The following is a 17546-nucleotide window of genomic DNA, read 5'->3' as shown; positions in this document are numbered from 1 at the left end:
CATTAGCGCAAGCAGGGGGGTGCTCCGCCAATCGGTACTCCCCGGCACCGACGCCGCACCGGAGACCTACGCAAGGAAAGGGTGGCCGCCATGCGTTACCGGCTCACGTTCGTCGCCGGAGTCGTCCTGGGTTACGTGCTGGGCACGAGGGCCGGACGCGAGCGCTACGAGCAGCTCAAGAAATCAGCCCGGCAGTTCGCTCAGAACCCCGCCGTCCGCAACACCGCGGAGACGGCGGCCCACCAGGGCCGCGAGTTCGCGGGCAAGGCGTACCACGTGGTGAGCGACAAGGTCGGCGACCGCGTCCCCGACTCGGTGGCGGAACGCGTCCGTCACCTCCGCGACCGAGCCACCCACAACGGCGGCGAGGACGACTGGGGCACGAGCAACACGTGATCCTCTGATGCCGAGCAGCCCCGAGCCCCTGAAAAGGGGCGCGGGGCTGTATCGATGTGCGGCTCCGCCGCGCGGGCGCGACCAGCCACGACGAGCCCGCACCCGAAACCCGGCGACACCCCCCACGGCGCCCACGGCTCCGGCCGGCGCAGCGGTACGGCAGAATTTTGGCCATGGGGATAGTCGCCGGGTTGGACAGTTCACCCGATTTCACTCGTATCGTCGTCTGTGACACGGACTCCGGAGCCGTGCTCAGGCAGGGATATGCACCGCATCCGGTGGAGAGCCCCGAGGGCGGCGGCCGGCCGTCGGACGTCGATCCGCAGGCCTGGCTGCTCTCCCTGGGCGAGGCCGCGGGCGGCGGGCTGCTGGAGGGCGTGCAGGCGATCGGCGTGTCGGCGCAGCAGAACGCCGTCGTGCCGCTGGACGCGCAGGGCAACACCGTGCGGCCGGCGATGGTCGGCGGCGACAAGCGCACGCAGGTGGCCGCGGCCGATCTGGTCGACGCGCTCGGCGGGCGCGAGGCGTGGGCGCAGGCGGTGGGCTGTGTGCCGCAGGCCGCTCAGCCGGTCACCAAGCTGCGTTGGCTGGCCCGGACCGAGCCGGAGAACGCCCAGCGCACCGCGATCCTCCTCCAGGCGCACGACTGGCTGGTGTGGCAGCTGCTGGGCCGGCCGGTCAGGAGAACCACCGACCGGGGCGGCGCGTCCGGCACCGGTTACTGGTCGGCGGCGACCGGTGGTTACCGGCCCGACCTCGTGGAGCTGGCCCTCGGGCACCAGGTGATGCTGCCGGAGGTGATCGGCCCGGCGGACGCCGCAGGTACGACGCCGGAGGGGCTGCTCATCTCCGTGGGCACCGGCGAGACCATGGCGGCGGCGTTCGGTCTCGGCATCGGCCTCGGCGACGCGGTGGTGTCGCTGGGCGCGTCCGGGTCGGTGATGGCCGTGCACCCCGAGGCGCTGGTCGACGGGTCCGGGATGATCACCGCGCTCGCGGACGCGACCGGCATGCACCTGCCCGTCGTCACGACGCTGAACGCCGTACGGACGCTGCGCGGGGCCGCCGAGCTGCTCGGGCTGCCCGATCTGGAGAGTCTGTCCGACCTCGCGATGAAGTCGACGCCCGGGTCGCACGGGCTGGTGCTGCTGCCCTATCTGGAGGGTGAGCGGACGCCGAACCTGCCGCACACCGCCGGGACGCTCGCCGGGCTCAGGCGCGAGTCGATGAAGGCGGAGCATCTGGCGCGGGCGGCGTTCGAGGGGATGCTGTGCGGGCTCGCGGACGCGCTGGACGTGCTGCGCGGCCGGGGTGTGGAGGTGCGGCGGGTGTTCCTGCTCGGGCCGGCCGCCGAACTGCCCGCCGTGCAGGCCGCCGCGCCCGCGCTGTTCGGGACGCAGGTCGTGGTGCCGCAGCCCGCCGACTACGCGGCGATCGGCGCCGCCCGCCAGGCGGCCTGGGCGCTCGGGGCGTCGCAGGGCACGCTCGATGTGCGCAACCCGCCGGCCTGGCAGGGCGCGGTGGCGCAGGTGCTGGAGCCCGGGGACGAGCTGGCCGTGGGGCAGGCGGTGCGGCAGCAGTTCGTGGCGGTGCGGGAGCAGACGCACCCCGGGGCCCTCTGACGGGTTTGACCGCCTGTTGGGTTAATTCGCTTGAGGTAACGCCGGTGGAGTGTTCGACGATAGGGGCCAGGGGCAACCACTCGCCCCGTCGTCCACTCCGAGAGAAGCAGCGTGCTCATACGACTTCTGCGGACCTGTCTCAGGCCCTACAAGAGACCCATCGCTCTCCTGGTGCTGCTGCAGTTCCTGCAGACCTGCGCCACGCTCTACCTGCCCACGCTGAACGCCGACATCATCGACCAGGGCGTCGTGAACGGCGACACCGGCTACATCCTGGGCTACGGCGGTCTGATGATCGGCATCTCGCTGGTCCAGGTCGTGTGCAACATCGGCGCCGTGTACTACGGCGCCCGTACGGCCTCGGCGCTGGGGCGGGACCTGCGGGCGTCCGTGTTCGACCGGGTGCAGTCGTTCTCCGCGCGTGAGGTCGGTCACTTCGGGGCGCCGTCGCTGATCACGCGGACGACGAACGACGTCCAGCAGGTGCAGATGCTGGCGCTGATGACGTTCACGCTGCTGGTGTCGGCGCCGATCATGTGCGTGGGCGGCATCGTGCTCGCGCTCGGTCTCGATGTGCCGCTGTCCGGGGTGCTGGTGGCGGTCGTACCGGTGCTGGGCATCTGTGTGACGCTGATCGTGCGGCGGCTGCGCCCGCTGTTCCGGTCGATGCAGGAGCGGCTGGACTCGGTGAACCAGGTGCTGCGCGAGCAGATCACCGGCAACCGTGTGATCCGCGCCTTCGTCCGGGACGAGTACGAGCAGCAGCGCTTCCGGAAGGCCAACACCGATCTCACCGACTTCGCGCTGGGCACCGGCAACCTGCTCGCGCTGATGTTCCCGATCGTCATGACGGTGGTGAACCTGTCGTCGATCGCCGTGGTGTGGTTCGGCGCGCACCGGATCGACAGCGGCGGGATGCAGATCGGCGACCTGACGGCGTTCCTGGCCTATCTGATGCAGATCGTCATGTCCGTGATGATGGCCACCTTCATGTTCATGATGGTGCCGCGCGCGGAGGTGTGCGCCGAGCGCATCCAGGAGGTGCTGGACACCTCCTCCAGCGTCGTGCCTCCGTCGGCGCCGGTGCGGGAGCTGCGCCGGCACGGGCATCTGGAGATCCGCGGGGCGGGCTTCCGCTATCCGGGTGCCGAGGAGCCGGTGCTGCGGGGCGTGGACCTGGTCGCCAGGCCGGGTGAGACGACCGCCGTCATCGGCTCGACCGGCAGCGGCAAGTCCACGCTGCTCGGGCTGGTCCCGCGGCTGTTCGACGCGACCGAGGGGCAGGTGCTCGTCGACGGTGTCCAGGTGGCGGAGATCGAGCCGAAGCTGCTCGCGAAGACCGTCGGGATGGTGCCGCAGAAGCCGTACCTGTTCGCGGGGACGGTGGCGACCAATCTGCGCTACGGCAATCCGGACGCGACCGACGAGGAGCTGTGGCACGCGCTGGAGGTGGCGCAGGCCAAGGACTTCGTGGAGCGGCTGGAGAGCGGTCTCGACTCGCCGATCGCGCAGGGCGGGACGAACGTCTCCGGTGGTCAGCGCCAACGGCTCGCGATCGCCCGGACGCTGGTGCAGCGGCCGGAGATCTACCTCTTCGACGACTCCTTCTCCGCGCTCGACTACGCCACGGACGCCGCCCTGCGGGCCGCGCTGGGGCAGGAGACCGCCGAGGCGACCGTGGTGATCGTCGCGCAGCGGGTGGCGACCATCCGGGACGCCGACCGGATCGTCGTCCTGGACGAAGGCCGGGTCGTCGGCACCGGCCGGCACCACGAGCTGATGGCGGACAACGAGACCTACCGGGAGATCGTGCTCTCCCAGCTGACGGAAGCGGAGGCTGCCTGATGGCGGGGCCCATGGGGCGGATGATGGCCGGGGGCGGCCCCGATTCTCGCTCGCTCGACTTCAAGGGATCGGGCAAACGGCTCGTCGCGCAATTCCGGCCGGAGCGGATCACCATCTACGTGCTGCTGCTGTGCGTGGTGCTCAGCGTCGGCCTCAGCGTCGTTGGGCCGAAGATCCTCGGCAAGGCGACCGACCTGGTCTTCGCCGGCATCGTCGGGCGCGGCATGCCGGAGGGGGCGACCAAGGAACAGGTCCTCGACTCGATGCGGCAGCGCGGGGACGGTGACGTCGCCGACATGCTGCGCAGCACCGACTTCACCCCGGGCGAGGGCATCGACTTCACGGCCGTCGGTCATGTGCTGCTGCTGGCGCTGGGCGTGTTCGCGGTGGCCGGGGTGCTGATGGCGGTGGCGACGCGGCTGGTGAACCGTGCCGTGAACCGGACCATGTTCCGGATGCGCGAGGACGTCCAGACGAAGCTGTCGCGGCTGCCGCTGTCGTACTTCGACAAGCGCCAGCGCGGTGAGGTGCTGTCCCGGGCGACCAACGACATCGACAACATCGGTCAGACCCTCCAGCAGTCGATGGGGCAGCTCATCAACTCGGTGCTGACCATCATCGGCGTGCTCGCCATGATGTTCTGGGTCTCCTGGATCCTCGCGCTGGTCGCGCTGGTGACCGTGCCGCTGTCGTTCGTCGTGGCCACGCGCGTGGGCAAGCGGTCGCAGCCGCACTTCGTGCAGCAGTGGCGCTCGACGGGCCAGCTGAACGCGCACATCGAGGAGATGTACACGGGCCACACCCTGGTGAAGGTGTTCGGACGGCAGGAGGAGTCGGCGCGGCAGTTCGCCGAACAGAACGACGCGCTGTACGAGGCGGGGTTCAAGGCGCAGTTCAACAGCGGGGTCATGCAGCCGCTGATGATGTTCGTGTCGAACCTCAACTACGTGCTGGTCGCGGTGGTCGGCGGACTGCGAGTGGCCTCCGGCACCCTGTCGATCGGCGATGTGCAGGCCTTCATCCAGTACTCGCGGCAGTTCTCGATGCCGCTGACGCAGGTCGCGTCCATGGCGAACCTGGTGCAGTCGGGTGTCGCCTCGGCGGAGCGGGTCTTCGAGCTGCTCGACGCGGAGGAACAGGGCGCCGACCCGGTGCCGGGCCTGCGGCCCGAGGAGCTGCGCGGGCAGGTGGCGCTGGAGCACGTGTCGTTCCGCTACGACCCCGACAAGCCGCTCATCGAGGACCTGTCGTTGAAGGTCGAGCCGGGGCACACGGTCGCCATCGTCGGCCCCACGGGTGCCGGCAAGACGACCCTGGTGAACCTGCTGATGCGGTTCTACGACGTCACCGGCGGGCGCATCACCCTCGACGGCGTCGACATCGCGCGGATGTCCCGGGACGAACTGCGGGCCGGGATCGGCATGGTGCTCCAGGACACCTGGCTGTTCGGCGGCACGATCGCGGAGAACATCGCGTACGGCGCGTCCCGGGAGGTCACCCGCGGGGAGATCGAGGAGGCGGCCCGGGCGGCGCACGCGGACCGGTTCGTCCGGACGCTGCCGGACGGGTACGACACGGTGATCGACGACGAGGGCACCGGGGTCAGTGCCGGTGAGAAGCAGCTGATCACCATCGCCCGGGCGTTCCTGTCCGACCCGGTGATCCTGGTGCTGGACGAGGCGACGAGCTCGGTCGACACGCGGACCGAGGTGCTCATTCAGAAGGCCATGGCGAAACTCGCCCACGGGCGCACGTCGTTCGTCATCGCCCACCGGTTGTCGACGATCCGGGACGCGGACGCGATCCTGGTGATGGAGAACGGGTCGATCGTGGAGCAGGGTGCGCACGAGGAGCTGCTCGCGGCGGGCGGTGCGTATGCGCGGCTGTACCAGGCGCAGTTCGCGCAGGCGGTGGCCGAGGTGGACTGATGCGCGTTCGGGGGCGCCGCATGGTGTCGTGGGGCGGCTGCGGGGCCGTTGTGGTTGGTCGCGCAGTTCCCCGCGCCCCTTGGGTACGTGCAGCTGACGCCCTTTCAGGGGCGCGGGGAACTGCGCGAACAACCCCCACCGGCCCGCAGGCGGCATCAGTCCAGATAGCCCCTCAGCTGATCCGCGAAGGCGTGGTCCCGCAGCTTGTTGAGGGTCTTGGACTCGATCTGCCGTATCCGTTCCCGCGTCACGCCGAAGATGCGGCCTATCTCCTCCAGGGTGCGGGGGCGGCCGTCCGCCAGCCCGTAGCGGAGTTGGACCACCTTCCGCTCCCGCTCCCCCAGGGTCGACAGGACCGCCTCCAGGTGCTCCCTGAGCAGCAGGAACGCCGCCGACTCCACCGGAGACGTCGCGTCGCCGTCCTCGATCAGGTCACCGAGGGCGACGTCGTCCTCCTCGCCCACGGGCGCGTGCAGCGACACCGGCTCCTGGGCGAGGCGCAGGACCTCGCTGACCCGCTCCGGCGGCAGCTCCAGGTGGGCCGCGACCTCCTCGGGCGTCGGCTCGTAGCCGCGCTCCTGGAGCATGCGGCGCTGGACGCGGACGACCCGGTTGATGAGCTCCACGACATGGACCGGGACCCTTATCGTGCGGGCCTGGTCGGCCAGGGCGCGGGACATCGCCTGCCGGATCCACCAGGTCGCGTACGTGGAGAACTTGTAGCCGCGGGCGTAGTCGAACTTCTCGACGGCCCTGATCAGGCCGAGGTTGCCCTCCTGGACGAGGTCGAGCATCGTCAGGCCGCGGCCGACGTAGCGTTTGGCGACGGAGACGACCAGGCGCAGGTTCGCCTCGATCAGGCGGCGCTTGGCCATGCGGCCCATGACGACGAGGCGGTCCAGGTCCAGCGCGAGCTGGCTGTCCAGGTCGGGGGTGAGCCGCAGCTTCTCCTCCGCGAACAGGCCGGCCTCGACGCGGCGGGCGAGTTCGACCTCCTCGGCGGCGGTCAGCAGGGGGATGCGGCCGATCTCCCGCAGGTACTGGCGGAACAGGTCCGAGGAGGGGCTGCCGGACTCGGTACGGGTCGGGGTCGGTACGACGACCTCCGGGGGCTCGGCCGCCTCGACGGCCTCGGCGGGCGGCTCGTCCGGCTCCGGTTCCGATTCGGGGTGGTGCACGGCGCGGCTCTGCGCCGGGACCGCGGACAGGGCGTCGGCCTCCGCGTCCGGCGCGGTGCCGTCGGCGCCGGGCGCGGCACCGGCGTCGGTCTGGGTGAGGGTCTGGGTCTGCACGGGGGCGACCTCCAGGATGATCGCTGCCAAGGAGTACGGCAGCGGTACTTCGGGGGCGGAGTCGGCCTCGCCGCTTTCCGTCCCGTACGCGATGAGCGGAACCGCGGGGGTCTGGGACCCGTCGGTGACGGATCGGCCGCGCTCCGAGGACTCAGGCACCGGAACCCAGTGTGGGGTAAGACACATCGTCGCCACGAGGGGCGTGCGATGACTTTTTGCTTCCGGTCCGTGACCGCGCGGTGACCTCAGAGCGCGGCGGCGCCGTGCTCCCGGAGGGTCTGGTCGTACTGCTGGAGGACCCACAGTTCGTTCTGTACGGCGGCGAGCTCGGCCGGGTCGCCGTGGGTGCCGAGGCGGGTGAGCCGGCCCGTGATGTCGCGGATACGGCGCTCGACGGCCCGGCGGCGGACCGTCACCAACTGGGCGCCCGCGTAGACCTCGTCGGCGCCCTTCACGCCCTTGTGCAGCATGATCGCCTCGACGGCCAGCTCCGTGACCATCGCGCGGACCGCGTCGTCGGGGGCGGCCTCGCGGACCCTGACCAGGTAGTCCTGGGGGTCGGCGACGCCCGGTTCGGCGCCGCCCGCGTCATGGATGGCCTGGCGGACGGCGGCGTAAGGCGGGGCGGTGAACTCGTCCACGCCGTACGCGTCGAAGGCCGGGGAGACCAACTCGGGGCGCTGGAGGGCGAGTTTGAGGAGCTCCCGTTCGGTGGCGAAGACCGGGTTGCGGAGGTTGAGGGCCGGGCCGCGGGGGGCGGCACTCTGGGGCGGGCCGGCGTACTGCTGCCCCTGGTGGTGCCGCTCCGGGGCGGGGCCCTTGCCGCCGCGGTCGCGGGCCCAGCGGGCCAGCTGGGCCACGCGCTTGACCACGAACTGGGTGTCGAGGATGCCGAGCATGCCGGCGAGCTGGACGGCGACCTCGTGCTGGGCGCCGCTGTTCTTGATGCGGGCGACGATCGGGGCGGCCTCGTCCAGCGCGGACGCGCGGCCCGCCGGGGTGTCGAGGTCGTAGCGGCTCACGATCTGGCGCAGCGCGAACTCGAAGAGCGGGGTGCGGGGTTCGACGAGGTCGGCGACGGCCTCGTCGCCCTTGGCGAGGCGCAGGTCGCAGGGGTCCATGCCGTCCGGGGCGATGGCGATGTACGTCTCGGCGGCGAACTTCTGGTCGTCCTCGAAGGCGCGCAGGGCGGCCTTCTGGCCGGCGGCGTCGCCGTCGAAGGTGAAGATGACGCGGGCCGAGCCGTTGTCCATGAGCAGCCGGCGGAGGATCTTGATGTGGTCGCCACCGAAGGCGGTGCCGCAGGTGGCGATCGCGGTCGTCACTCCGGCGAGGTGGCAGGCCATGACGTCCGTGTAGCCCTCGACGACGACCGCGCGGGACGCCTTGGCGATATCCTTCTTCGCCAGGTCGATGCCGTAGAGGACCTGGGACTTCTTGTAGATCGCCGTGTCGGGCGTGTTCAGGTACTTCGGGCCGTTGTCCGCCTCGTAGAGCTTGCGGGCGCCGAAGCCGACGACGTCGCCGCCGATGTCGCGGATGGGCCACATCAGACGGCCGCGGAAGCGGTCGATGGGGCCGCGGCGGCCCTCCTGGGAGAGGCCGGAGAGGACCAGCTCCTTGTCGGTGAAGCCCTTGCCGCGCAGGAAGCGCGTGAGGTGGTCCCAGCCCTGGGGGCTGTAGCCGACGGAGAAGTGCTGGGCGGCGGCCTGGTCGAAGCCGCGCTCGGCGAGGAACTGGCGGCCGGTGTCGGCCTCGGGGCTGGTCGCGAGCTGCTCCACGTACCAGTCGGCGGCGATCTTGTGGGCCTCGACCAGGCGGATCCGCTCGCCGCGCTGGTGGGAGGGGTTGTAGCCGCCCTCCTCGTAGCGCAGGGTGATGCCCGCCTGGCCGGCCAGGCGCTCGACCGCCTCCGAGAAGGTGAGGTGGTCGATCTTCATCACGAACGTGATGGTGTCGCCGCCCTCCTGGCAGCCGAAGCAGTGGAAGAACCCTTTGCTCGGGCTGACCTGGAAGGACGGCGACTTCTCGTCGTGGAAGGGACAGAGACCCTTGAGGTTCCCGCCGCCCGCGTTGCGCAGCTGGAGGTACTCGGACACCACGGCGTCGATCGGGACCGCGTCCCGTACCGCCTTCACGTCCTCGTCGTTGATCCGTCCTGCCACGCGTGAAGTCTACGGGGGTGGTGTGACAGCTACGGTGCGAGGCTTTCCAGGGGGACGTGCGGGTCCGCCAGCGACTCCGTGTTCACCCTCGCCTTGGAGCGGACCAGGCGCTGGATCTTGTCCGTGACGTCCCATACGTTCACGTTCATCCCGGCCAGCACCCGGCCGTCCTTCACCCAGAACGCGATGAACTCGCGCTTCCCGGCGTCCCCGCGGATCACCACCTGGTCGTAAGCGCCCGCGGGCGCCCAGCCGGAGTACTCCATGCCCAGGTCGTACTGGTCGGAGAAGAAGTACGGCACCCGGTCGTACGTCACCTCGCGGCCCAGCATGGAGCGCGCGGCCGCCGGTCCGCCGTTGAGGGCGTTGGCCCAGTGCTCGACGCGCACCCGCGTGCCGAACAGGGGGTGCGGGAAGGAGACGACGTCGCCGGCCGCGTAGACGTCCGGGTCGGAGGTGCGCAGCCGCTCGTCGACGACGATGCCGCCGCCGTGGGCCCGGTCGGCGATCTCCAGGCCGGCCGCCTCCGCGAGGTGGGTGCGCGGGGCCGCGCCGATCGCCGCCAGCACGTCGTGCGCCGGGTGCTCCTCGCCGTCGTCCGTACGGGCCGCGAGGACCATGCCGTCCTGGCCGACGATCTCCGTCAGCCGCCTGCCGAAGTGGAAACGCACCCCGTGCTCGCGGTGCAGGTCGGCGAAGAGCCCGCCGAGCTCCGGGCCCAGCACGCCGTGCAGCGGGGTCGGCCCGTGTTCGACGACCGTGACCTCCGCGCCGTACTCGCGGGCCGCCGCCGCGACCTCCAGGCCGATCCAGCCGGCTCCGGCGATGACGAGGTGGCCGTTGTCCCGGCCGAGGTTGGTCAGGACGTGTTTGAAGCGCTCGGCGTGGGCGAGGCGGCGCAGGTGGTGCACGCCGGCCAGGTCCGTGCCCGGGATGTCCAGGCGGCGGGGCTCGGCGCCGGTCGCCAGGAGCAGCTTGTCGTAGCGGACGAGGGTGCCGTCCTCGCCGAAGCGGACCGTCTTCGCCGTACGGTCGATCGCGTCGACGGTCTGGCCGAGGTGCAGCTCGATGTCGTGGGCCGCGTACCAGGCGGGTTCGTGCACGAAGACGCTGTCGCGTTCCTCCTTGCCGAGGAGGTAGCCCTTGGACAGGGGCGGGCGCTCGTAGGGGTGGTCGCGTTCGTCACAGATCAGTATCACGCGGCCGGTGAAGCCCTCCGCGCGGAGCGTCTCGGCCGCCTTCGCGCCGGCCAGTCCGCCTCCGACGATGACGAATGTCTGATCCGCGTCGACCACTTGTTGCCTCCTCGTCAGGGTGTCGCCACTTGCGAGCGTCCCGCACGGAGCGTGATGCGGGAAGAGGGAGTGACCCGATCAGGCCACGGAGGGTCACATTCGGGGGTGCTCGCGTCCCACCCGTCGCGTCAGTGTCATCCCTGCCCCGTCAGACGGGCGTGAAGCGAGCGGGCGGACGTGTCGGTGAGGGAGGCGATCTGGTCGACGATCACCCGCTTGCGCGCCCTGTCGTCCGCCGCCCGGTCGAACAGGGCGCGGAACTGCGGGTCCAGGCCGTCCGGGGCGCGGGCGGTGAGCGCCTCGGCCAGTTCGGCGACGACGATCCGCTGGTCGGCGCGCAGCCGCTCCTGCTCGGCGCGCTGTATGACGTAGAGGTCGGCGACGGCCTTGAGGACGGCGCACTCCATCCGGGTCTCGCGCGGGACGACCAGCTCGGCGGCGTACCGGGTGAGCCGCCCGGCCCCGTACGCGGTGCGGGTGGCGGTCTCGGCGGCCAGGCAGAAGCGGCCGATGAGCTGGCTGGTGGCGTCCTTCAGGCGGGCCTGGGCGACGGCGGTGCCGTCGTAGCCGTGCGGCCACCACTCCTGGGCCAGGAGCCGGTCCAGGGCCTCGGCGAGCTCGGCGGGGTCGGTGTCGGCGGGCACGTACCGGCCGCGGGCGACCTCGAAGACGTCCCGGCGTTCGGGGTCCGCCTGGAGGCAGTTCGGGTCGATGTGGCCGGCGTGCAGGCCGTCCTCGACGTCGTGCACGGAGTAGGCCACGTCGTCGGACCAGTCCATGACCTGCGCCTCGAAGCAGGTGCGGGTGCCGGGGGCGTCCTTGCGGAGCCAGTCGAAGACCGGGCGGTCGTCCTCGTAGACGCCGAACTTGTGGGACGCCGGGTCGGTGGGGTGGGCGCCGCGGGGCCAGGGGTACTTGGTGGCGGCGTCGAGGGCGGCGCGGGTGAGGTTGAGGCCGACGGAGCCGTCCGGGGTGAACCGTTTGGGCTCGATGCGGGTGAGGAGTCTGAGGGACTGGGCGTTGCCCTCGAAGCCGCCGCAGTCCGCCGCGAACTCGTTGAGGGCCTGTTCGCCGTTGTGGCCGAAGGGTGGGTGGCCGAGGTCGTGGGAGAGGCAGGCGGCTTCCACGAGGTCGGGATCGCAGCCGAGGGCCGCGCCCAGTTCGCGGCCGACCTGGGCGCATTCGAGGGAGTGGGTGAGGCGGGTGCGGGGGCTGGCGTCCCAGGCGGGGCCCATGGTGCCGGGTGTCACGACTTGGGTCTTGCCGGCGAGTCTTCTGAGGGCGGCGGAGTGGAGGACCCTTGCCCTGTCGCGTTGGAAGGCTGTGCGGCCGGGGCGTTTGTCGGGTTCCGGGGCCCAGCGGTCGACTGACGTCGGGTCGTAGGCGGGGGGGTGTTGTGCGGTGCCGTCCATGGCTCGACAGTAAGCGCCAACGCGTGTGCCGGGTTCTGTTGTGGGGCGTGTGCGGGTGGTTTTTGGCTGGTCGCGCAGTTCCCCGCGCCCCTGGGGGCATGGCCCCGCTCCCCCGATATCAGGCTGAGGCCAGTTCCCTGGAGGCCGCGTTTGCCAAAGCCTCGTCGTAGCGGTGGAGGAGGAGCTGGGCCATCTTCGGGTGGGTGCCCAGGGGGGCCGCTGCTATCCAGGGGGCCTTCTGGGTGCACTCCGTGGCGAAGCGGCCGGGGGCCGTGAAGTAGGACGCGAGGGCGATGTGGCGGCGGCCCCTCGCCAGGAGGGTGCGGACGGCTGTGTCGACCGTCGGGGTCGCGGCGGAGGCGTAGGCCGGGATGACCGGAACGCCGAGGCGGGCCGCGAGGAGGTGGGCCGTGCGGCCCGTGTCCGTTTTCGCGTCCGGGTCGCGGGAGCCCGCGGCGGCGAGGACCACCGCGCTGGTGCGTGGGGGTGTCCCGCCCCAGCCGGCCTCCGTCAGGCGGGCCTGGAGGGCGTCGACGAGGAGCGGGTGGGGGCCGAGGGGGGCCGCCAGGTGGGTGCGGGCCCGGGAGGCGGCGGCCATCTCGGGGATGTCCTGTTTGACGTGGTAGCCGCGGCTGAGGAGGAGGGGGACGAGGACCGCCTCCGTGTCGCCCAGGGCGGCGAGCGTGTCGGGGAGCAGGGGGGCGTTGAGTTCGATGTGACCCAGGTGCACCGGCACGTCGGGGCGCAGGGCCCGGACCCGGTCGAGGAGCGCGCTCACGGTGCTCAGCGCGCGGGGGTCGCGGCTGCCGTGCGCCACGACCACGAGGGCGGGCGCGGCGGGGCGGCGCGGGGCGGGCGGCGGGACGAGGCTCAGCTGACGGGGCATGCACCGATGGTGGCGGCGGCGCGTTGCCTTCCCGTTGCCTGGGCGTCACGGGTGTTTTCCAGCGGTTCACGATCCGGGACAGGGGTGTGTGAGGTGTCGTGACCTGCGGTTTCGGTGAATGGAGTGAAGCTGGTCACGCGGCCGCGGATGAACCGGGCGGCCCCGGAGGGCGTCCCTGACTGTCGAGGGGCCGACCTGGGGAGGGACCGTCCGATGCGTCGTGTGACGTTGCGCAGACCCCGGCTGCCGCGTACCCGGCGGGGGCAGCGGCGGCTGGTGCAGGCCGTGATGGCCGGGTGCGTGCTCGCGCTGCTTCCGGCGACCTGGATGTACACCGTGGCGGGTGACCGGCTGCGTACGACGGCGGATGTGCCGCGTACCGATGTGGCCGTGGTGTTCGGTGCCGGGCTGTGGGAGGGCGAGCCCTCGCCGTACCTCGCGCACCGGCTGGACGCGGCGGCGAAGCTGTACCGGGAAGGGCGGGTGGAGGTGGTGCTCGTCACCGGGGACAACAGCCGCGAGGACTACGACGAGCCGGACGCGATGCGCGGGTACCTGACCCGGCACGGGGTGCCCGACGGGCGGATCGTCAGCGACTACGCGGGGTTCGACACCTGGGACTCGTGCGTGCGCGCGAAGAAGATCTTCGGGGTGGACCGGGCCGTGCTCATCAGCCAGGGCTTCCACATCCGGCGCGCGGTGGCGCTGTGCGAGGCGGCGGGGGTCGCGTCGTACGGGGTCGGGGTGGACGCCGTGCACGACGCGACCTGGTACTACGGGGGCACCCGGGAGATCTTCGCCGCCGGGAAGGCCGCACTGGACGCGGTGTTCCGGCCGGACCCGCGGTTCCTCGGGCCGCGGGAGCCGGGAGTGGAGAGGGCCTTGGCGTCGGCCGAAGACCCTCTCGGATAGCCGGGCCGCCGTCAGCGTCCGCGGAAGCGCGGGGGGCGCTTCTCCAGGAACGCCGTCATCCCCTCCTTCTGGTCGTCGGTGGCGAACAGGGCGTGGAAGACGCGGCGTTCGAAGCGGATGCCGTCGCGCAGGCCGGTTTCCAGGGCCATCTCGACGCACTCGCGGGCCGCCCTGACCGCCGCGCGGCCGTAGGAGGCGATCGCCGTCGCCGCTTCGAGGGCCTCGGGCAGGACCCGGTCGTCCGGGACCACGCGGGAGACGAGACCGCAGCGCCCAGCCTCCCGTGCGTCCATGGTGCGGCCGGTGAGGACCAGGTCCATGGCCGTGGCCCGGCCGACGAGCCGGGTCAGCCGCTGGGTGCCGCCGATGCCGGGGATCACGCCGAGCTTGATCTCGGGCTGGCCGAAGACCGCCGACTCCCCCGCGACGATCAGGTCGCACATCATCGCCAGCTCGCAACCCCCGCCCAGGGCAGGGCCGTTGACGGCCGCGATCTTCGGGGTGCGGAGGTCCGCGAACTCCTCCCAGGCGGCGAAGTAGTCCTCGGCCGCCATGTCGACGGCCGACTTCCCCGCCATCTCCTTGATGTCGGCACCCGCCGCGAAGACCGTGTCCGAGCCGGTGACGACGAAGCAGCCGACCTCGGGGTCCGCGTCCAACGGGCGGAGAGTGTCGAGGAGTTCGGACAGCAGCGCCGAGCTGAGCGCGTTGCGTACGTGCGGGCGGTGCAGACGTACGGTCGCCACCCGGCCGTCCCGTTCCAGTTTCAGGTTGTTCATCGGTATCCCCTTCTACGAGTCCCAGATCGCGCCGTACGCCGGGATGCCCCGCCGCTCCAGGCCGTGGACCACCTGCCAGGTCAGCTTCTTGTTGGAGATGCAGATGACCGCCTCGGCGCCGAAGTCCCGGCAGGCCTCGTGGGCGAGGCGCACCATGTCGGGCTTGCCGTGCCGGGAGGTGTCCCAGATCAGGGCGTGTGGCTGGACGGCGAGGATCTCGTCGACCAGGGCGTCGCCGTAGGTCGTGCGGGGGTCGCGGGTCGCCCAGACGAGCCGGGAGGGCACCTGGGCGGCGAGCAGGTGGGGCAGGCAGGGGCCGATGCCGCTGCCGGTGGCGACGTAGACCACCTTGGTGAACAGGACCTCGATGTTGGCGACGCCGGCCGTGGTGATGCCCTTGACCCACACCTGCCGGGGCAGGTCGTCGATGAAGGAGCCGGTCCAGTCGCCGGCCCGGGAGATCGTGAGCCGGAAGCCGGACTCGCCGGGGGCGGGGACGTTGGCGAAGGAGTGCCATTCCTTCAGCGGGCTGCGGCTGATCGCGGTGGACGAGCCCGCGAAGGGGGTCTCGCCGTGGTCGAAGCGGGCCAGGACGACGTGGGAGGAGGGGCGTTCGAGGCGGACGTCCACCTTGCGCAGCCGCAGCCAGGGCAGGGCGACGCTGAAGGTGACCACCGCGAGTGTGCCGACCTCCCAGGGGCCCGGCGACGCCAGCAGCGTGTGCGTCCAGAACAGGGCCAGGGCCGTCCAGCCGCCGAAGCGGTGGATCTTCTCGAAGTGGTCGTGCCGGCGGGAGCGGAAGGGCGGCAGGGCGGTGGCGATGATCAGGGCGAGGAGGGCGATCAGGGTCCAGCCGACGGCCCGGAGGGGACCGCTGGGTGTCGTGATCGTCAGCGCCAGGAACCAGGCCGTGCCGGCCAGCGCTCCGCCGACGTGCAGTCCGCCGAAGTGGTACACCTTGCCGAGCGTCCAGCGGACCCGCAGCGGCCAGCTGGTCGGCGCCGAGGTCGCCAGGCGGAACAGCAGGTTGACGACGTACTGCTGGCGTACGACGACGGCGAGGGCGAGGTTGGCGAGGGCGGCGTGCCCGAGGGTGGGCGCGGTCAGCGGCCAGGCGGTCGCCGCGAAGACCGCGTTGGCCAGCAGGACCAGGGCCGCCAGCCGGTTGTAGTGCATCAGGCGGGGGTGTTTGAGCAGGCGGCGCGGGCCGGACAGGAGCGGCGGGAGTCCGCCGGTGGCCTGCTGGTTCCGGGGCGGGGACGTGGTCATCGGGCCACCGCCACGCGCTCCTCGATCATGTGCAGCAGCGCCTGTTTGTCGACCTTGCCGCGGTCGGTCTCGGGGAGCAGGGCCAGCGGCAGGACCTGCTCGGGGACGCAGTAGTAGGGCAGGGCGTCCGCGACCGCGCGGCGGGCCGCGTCCGGGTCGACGTCCGCCGGGCAGACGAAGGAGACCAGGGTGCGGGCGTCACGTTTCAGGGTGACGGCGCGGGTGCAGCCGGCGGCCGACTCCAGGACGGAGGAGACGGAGTCCAGCTCGACGCGGAAGCCGCGCACCTTGACCTGGTCGTCGGTGCGGCCCAGGTGCTCCAGTTCGCCCCCGGGGGTCCAGCGGCCGAGGTCGCGGGTGCGGAACATGCGCCGGCCGCCGCCGAGGAACGGGTCGGGGGCGTAGCGCTCGGCGTTGAGGGCGTCGTCGCCGAGGTAGCCGGCGGAGACGCAGGCGCCGCCGGCCCACATCTCGCCCACCTCGCCGATCGGCAGGGGACGGCGGTCGGCGTCGAGGACGTAGACCGTGTTGTTGGGGGTGGGGCGGCCGATGGTGAGCAGCGGGGCGGACGGGTCGTGGCGGCTCATCGTGTTGACGATCGTCGTCTCCGTGGGGCCGCAGCAGTTGAAGAAGGCGGCCTGCCGGGCCCACCGGTCGGCCAGCGGGCGCGGGCAGGGCTCCCCCGCGACGGCGACCGTGCGCACCCGCGGGCAGGCGGCCGGGTCGAGGCCGGACAGCACGGTCGGGGTCGCGATCAGCACGTCGGCGGTGCGGGCCGCCGCGGCGAGGTCCTTGCCCCGGATGACGAGCGTGCCGCCCTGGACGAGGCAGCCGAGGATCTCCCAGGCGGCCATGTCGAAGGCGATGTTGAGGAGCTGGGCGACGCGGTCGCCGGGGCGGACGCCGAGGCCGCCCGGGGCGGTGAGCAGGAGGTTGGCGACGTTGCGGTGGGTGACCTTCACGCCGTTGGGGCGGCCGGTGGTGCCGGAGGTGAACAGGACGTAGGCGCCGTCGTCGCCGGTGACGCGGACGCGCGGGGCCGGGGCGTACGGCAGCGGCTCGTCGAGCGGGAGCAGCAGATGGCCGTCCGGCAGGGGCACGCGGTGGGCGTGCTCGGCGACCGTGAGGACGACCCGGGTGCGGGCGGTGCGGATGACGTGGGTGAGCTGGGCCGGGGGTGCGAGGCCGATGTCCTGCGGGACGTACGCGGCGCCGGCCTTCAGGATGCCGAGCAGGCCGACCAGCATCGGGATCGAGCGGCGGACGAACAGGGCGACGTGGTCGCCGGGGCGTACGCCCTCGCGGACCAGGCGGTCGGCGAGGGCACCGGCGTACCGGTCGAGTTCGCCGTAGGTGATGCGGGCGCCCCGGTGTTCGGCGGCGACGGCGTGCGGGGTGACCAGGGCGTGCCGGGCGACGGCGTGGTGCAGGAGCGGGTCGGGGACGGGGACGGTGGGGCCTCGGCCGTACTGCCGGAAGAGCTGCTGGTCGTGGGGGGTCAAGTGGCGCAGAGGCATGATCGGGTGGCCTCCTGGCTGTTTCGAGGTCGGATTGCCACCCGCGGCAATGCCGCGGGTGGATGCAGCCGTGAGTGGCGGGCATGCCCGGGTCGAACGCCGTGCGGAGTCGTGCGAGCGCTGCGCGTAGCGAGAGCGTAGTGCGGCTGATTCAACTCTCAACGAGGCCGGATCGGCCAAGAAAGGAACGCAATGAGCCACATGTGGCGCTTCTTGTCCCACAGGCAA

At 71.8% G+C, this 17546-nt stretch carries 13 protein-coding genes; 5 read left to right on the top strand and 8 right to left on the bottom strand.

What is annotated here, in order from left to right; all coding sequences use genetic code 11:
- Window positions 1–90 precede the first annotated feature (90 nt).
- The 4 genes from IE153_RS08085 to IE153_RS08070 all read left to right on the top strand — a co-directional run bounded on the left by IE153_RS08085 (window position 91) and on the right by IE153_RS08070 (window position 5791).
- Window positions 91–396, top strand: coding sequence for a YtxH domain-containing protein (locus IE153_RS08085; RefSeq protein WP_030836676.1), 306 nt, complete (start codon window positions 91–93; stop codon window positions 394–396).
- A 173-nt stretch (window positions 397–569) separates the two neighbouring features.
- Window positions 570–2018 (top strand): xylulokinase, encoded by a 1449-nt coding sequence (locus tag IE153_RS08080; RefSeq protein ID WP_185013272.1) that lies wholly within the window; start codon window positions 570–572, stop codon window positions 2016–2018.
- A gap of 111 nt (window positions 2019–2129) precedes the next feature.
- The gene (locus tag IE153_RS08075; protein ID WP_189589047.1) at window positions 2130–3863 is read left to right on the top strand and encodes an ABC transporter ATP-binding protein; all 1734 of its coding nucleotides are present in this window, start codon (window positions 2130–2132) and stop codon (window positions 3861–3863) included.
- Window positions 3863–5791 (top strand): ABC transporter ATP-binding protein, encoded by a 1929-nt coding sequence (locus tag IE153_RS08070; RefSeq protein ID WP_189589046.1) that lies wholly within the window; start codon window positions 3863–3865, stop codon window positions 5789–5791. The genes IE153_RS08075 and IE153_RS08070 overlap by 1 nt, the downstream gene beginning before the upstream one ends.
- A 155-nt stretch (window positions 5792–5946) precedes the next feature.
- Here IE153_RS08070 and IE153_RS08065 read toward each other — a convergent pair whose 3' ends face one another.
- The 5 genes from IE153_RS08065 to IE153_RS08045 form a co-directional block, all read right to left on the bottom strand.
- The gene (locus tag IE153_RS08065) at window positions 5947–7242 is read right to left on the bottom strand and encodes an RNA polymerase sigma factor (protein ID WP_189589045.1); all 1296 of its coding nucleotides are present in this window, start codon (window positions 7240–7242) and stop codon (window positions 5947–5949) included.
- A gap of 86 nt (window positions 7243–7328) precedes the next feature.
- Window positions 7329–9248 carry a DNA primase gene (gene dnaG / locus IE153_RS08060; protein ID WP_189589044.1) on the bottom strand — a complete coding sequence of 640 codons (1920 nt, stop codon included), beginning with the start codon at window positions 9246–9248 and terminating at the stop codon, window positions 7329–7331.
- A 29-nt stretch (window positions 9249–9277) separates the two neighbouring features.
- A complete protein-coding gene (locus IE153_RS08055; protein WP_189589043.1) occupies window positions 9278–10543 on the bottom strand; it encodes an NAD(P)/FAD-dependent oxidoreductase in 1266 nt (421 codons plus the stop codon).
- 134 nt (window positions 10544–10677) lie between these two features.
- Window positions 10678–11955, bottom strand: a complete 1278-nt coding sequence (locus IE153_RS08050; RefSeq protein WP_189589042.1) for a deoxyguanosinetriphosphate triphosphohydrolase — start codon at window positions 11953–11955, stop codon at window positions 10678–10680.
- 118 nt (window positions 11956–12073) lie between these two features.
- On the bottom strand, window positions 12074–12841 hold the full coding sequence (locus IE153_RS08045; RefSeq protein WP_189589041.1) for a sirohydrochlorin chelatase: 768 nt from the start codon (window positions 12839–12841) through the stop codon (window positions 12074–12076).
- A gap of 213 nt (window positions 12842–13054) precedes the next feature.
- On the opposite strand from IE153_RS08045, the gene IE153_RS08040 reads away from it, so the two are divergent.
- Complete coding sequence (locus tag IE153_RS08040; protein WP_189589040.1) at window positions 13055–13753, top strand: SanA/YdcF family protein; 699 nt, start codon at window positions 13055–13057, stop codon at window positions 13751–13753.
- 11 nt (window positions 13754–13764) lie between these two features.
- Here the strand turns inward: IE153_RS08040 and IE153_RS08035 are convergent, their stop codons facing one another.
- Genes IE153_RS08035 through IE153_RS08025 form a run of 3 tightly spaced genes read right to left on the bottom strand, consistent with a single transcriptional unit; the run spans window position 13765 to window position 17318 of the window.
- A complete protein-coding gene (locus IE153_RS08035; protein ID WP_189589039.1) occupies window positions 13765–14532 on the bottom strand; it encodes an enoyl-CoA hydratase-related protein in 768 nt (255 codons plus the stop codon).
- 12 nt (window positions 14533–14544) lie between these two features.
- Window positions 14545–15801: an FNR domain-containing protein gene (locus IE153_RS08030; protein WP_189589038.1), complete on the bottom strand. Its 1257-nt coding sequence runs from the start codon at window positions 15799–15801 to the stop codon at window positions 14545–14547.
- Window positions 15798–17318, bottom strand: coding sequence for an amino acid adenylation domain-containing protein (locus tag IE153_RS08025; protein ID WP_189589037.1), 1521 nt, complete (start codon window positions 17316–17318; stop codon window positions 15798–15800). Before IE153_RS08025 ends, IE153_RS08030 begins: the two co-directional genes overlap by 4 nt.
- Window positions 17319–17546 lie beyond the last annotated feature (228 nt).

This window comes from Streptomyces massasporeus, from assembly GCF_014648995.1.
In the GTDB taxonomy this organism is placed as follows: domain Bacteria; phylum Actinomycetota; class Actinomycetes; order Streptomycetales; family Streptomycetaceae; genus Streptomyces; species Streptomyces massasporeus.
This window is presented reverse-complemented; position numbering and strand designations above follow the sequence as displayed.

Bases quoted from the DNA above. Each gene is read 5' to 3' on its own strand.
- IE153_RS08085 (WP_030836676.1), top strand. From the start codon at position 91: ATGCGTTACCGGCTCACGTTCGTCGCCGGAGTCGTCCTGGGTTACGTG.
- IE153_RS08080 (WP_185013272.1), top strand. From the start codon at position 570: ATGGGGATAGTCGCCGGGTTGGACAGTTCACCCGATTTCACTCGTATC.
- IE153_RS08070 (WP_189589046.1), top strand. From the start codon at position 3,863: ATGGCGGGGCCCATGGGGCGGATGATGGCCGGGGGCGGCCCCGATTCT.
- IE153_RS08050 (WP_189589042.1), bottom strand. From the start codon at position 11,955: ATGGACGGCACCGCACAACACCCCCCCGCCTACGACCCGACGTCAGTC.
- IE153_RS08045 (WP_189589041.1), bottom strand. From the start codon at position 12,841: ATGCCCCGTCAGCTGAGCCTCGTCCCGCCGCCCGCCCCGCGCCGCCCC.
- IE153_RS08040 (WP_189589040.1), top strand. From the start codon at position 13,055: ATGCGTCGTGTGACGTTGCGCAGACCCCGGCTGCCGCGTACCCGGCGG.
- IE153_RS08035 (WP_189589039.1), bottom strand. From the start codon at position 14,532: ATGAACAACCTGAAACTGGAACGGGACGGCCGGGTGGCGACCGTACGT.
- IE153_RS08030 (WP_189589038.1), bottom strand. From the start codon at position 15,801: ATGACCACGTCCCCGCCCCGGAACCAGCAGGCCACCGGCGGACTCCCG.
- IE153_RS08025 (WP_189589037.1), bottom strand. From the start codon at position 17,318: ATGCCTCTGCGCCACTTGACCCCCCACGACCAGCAGCTCTTCCGGCAG.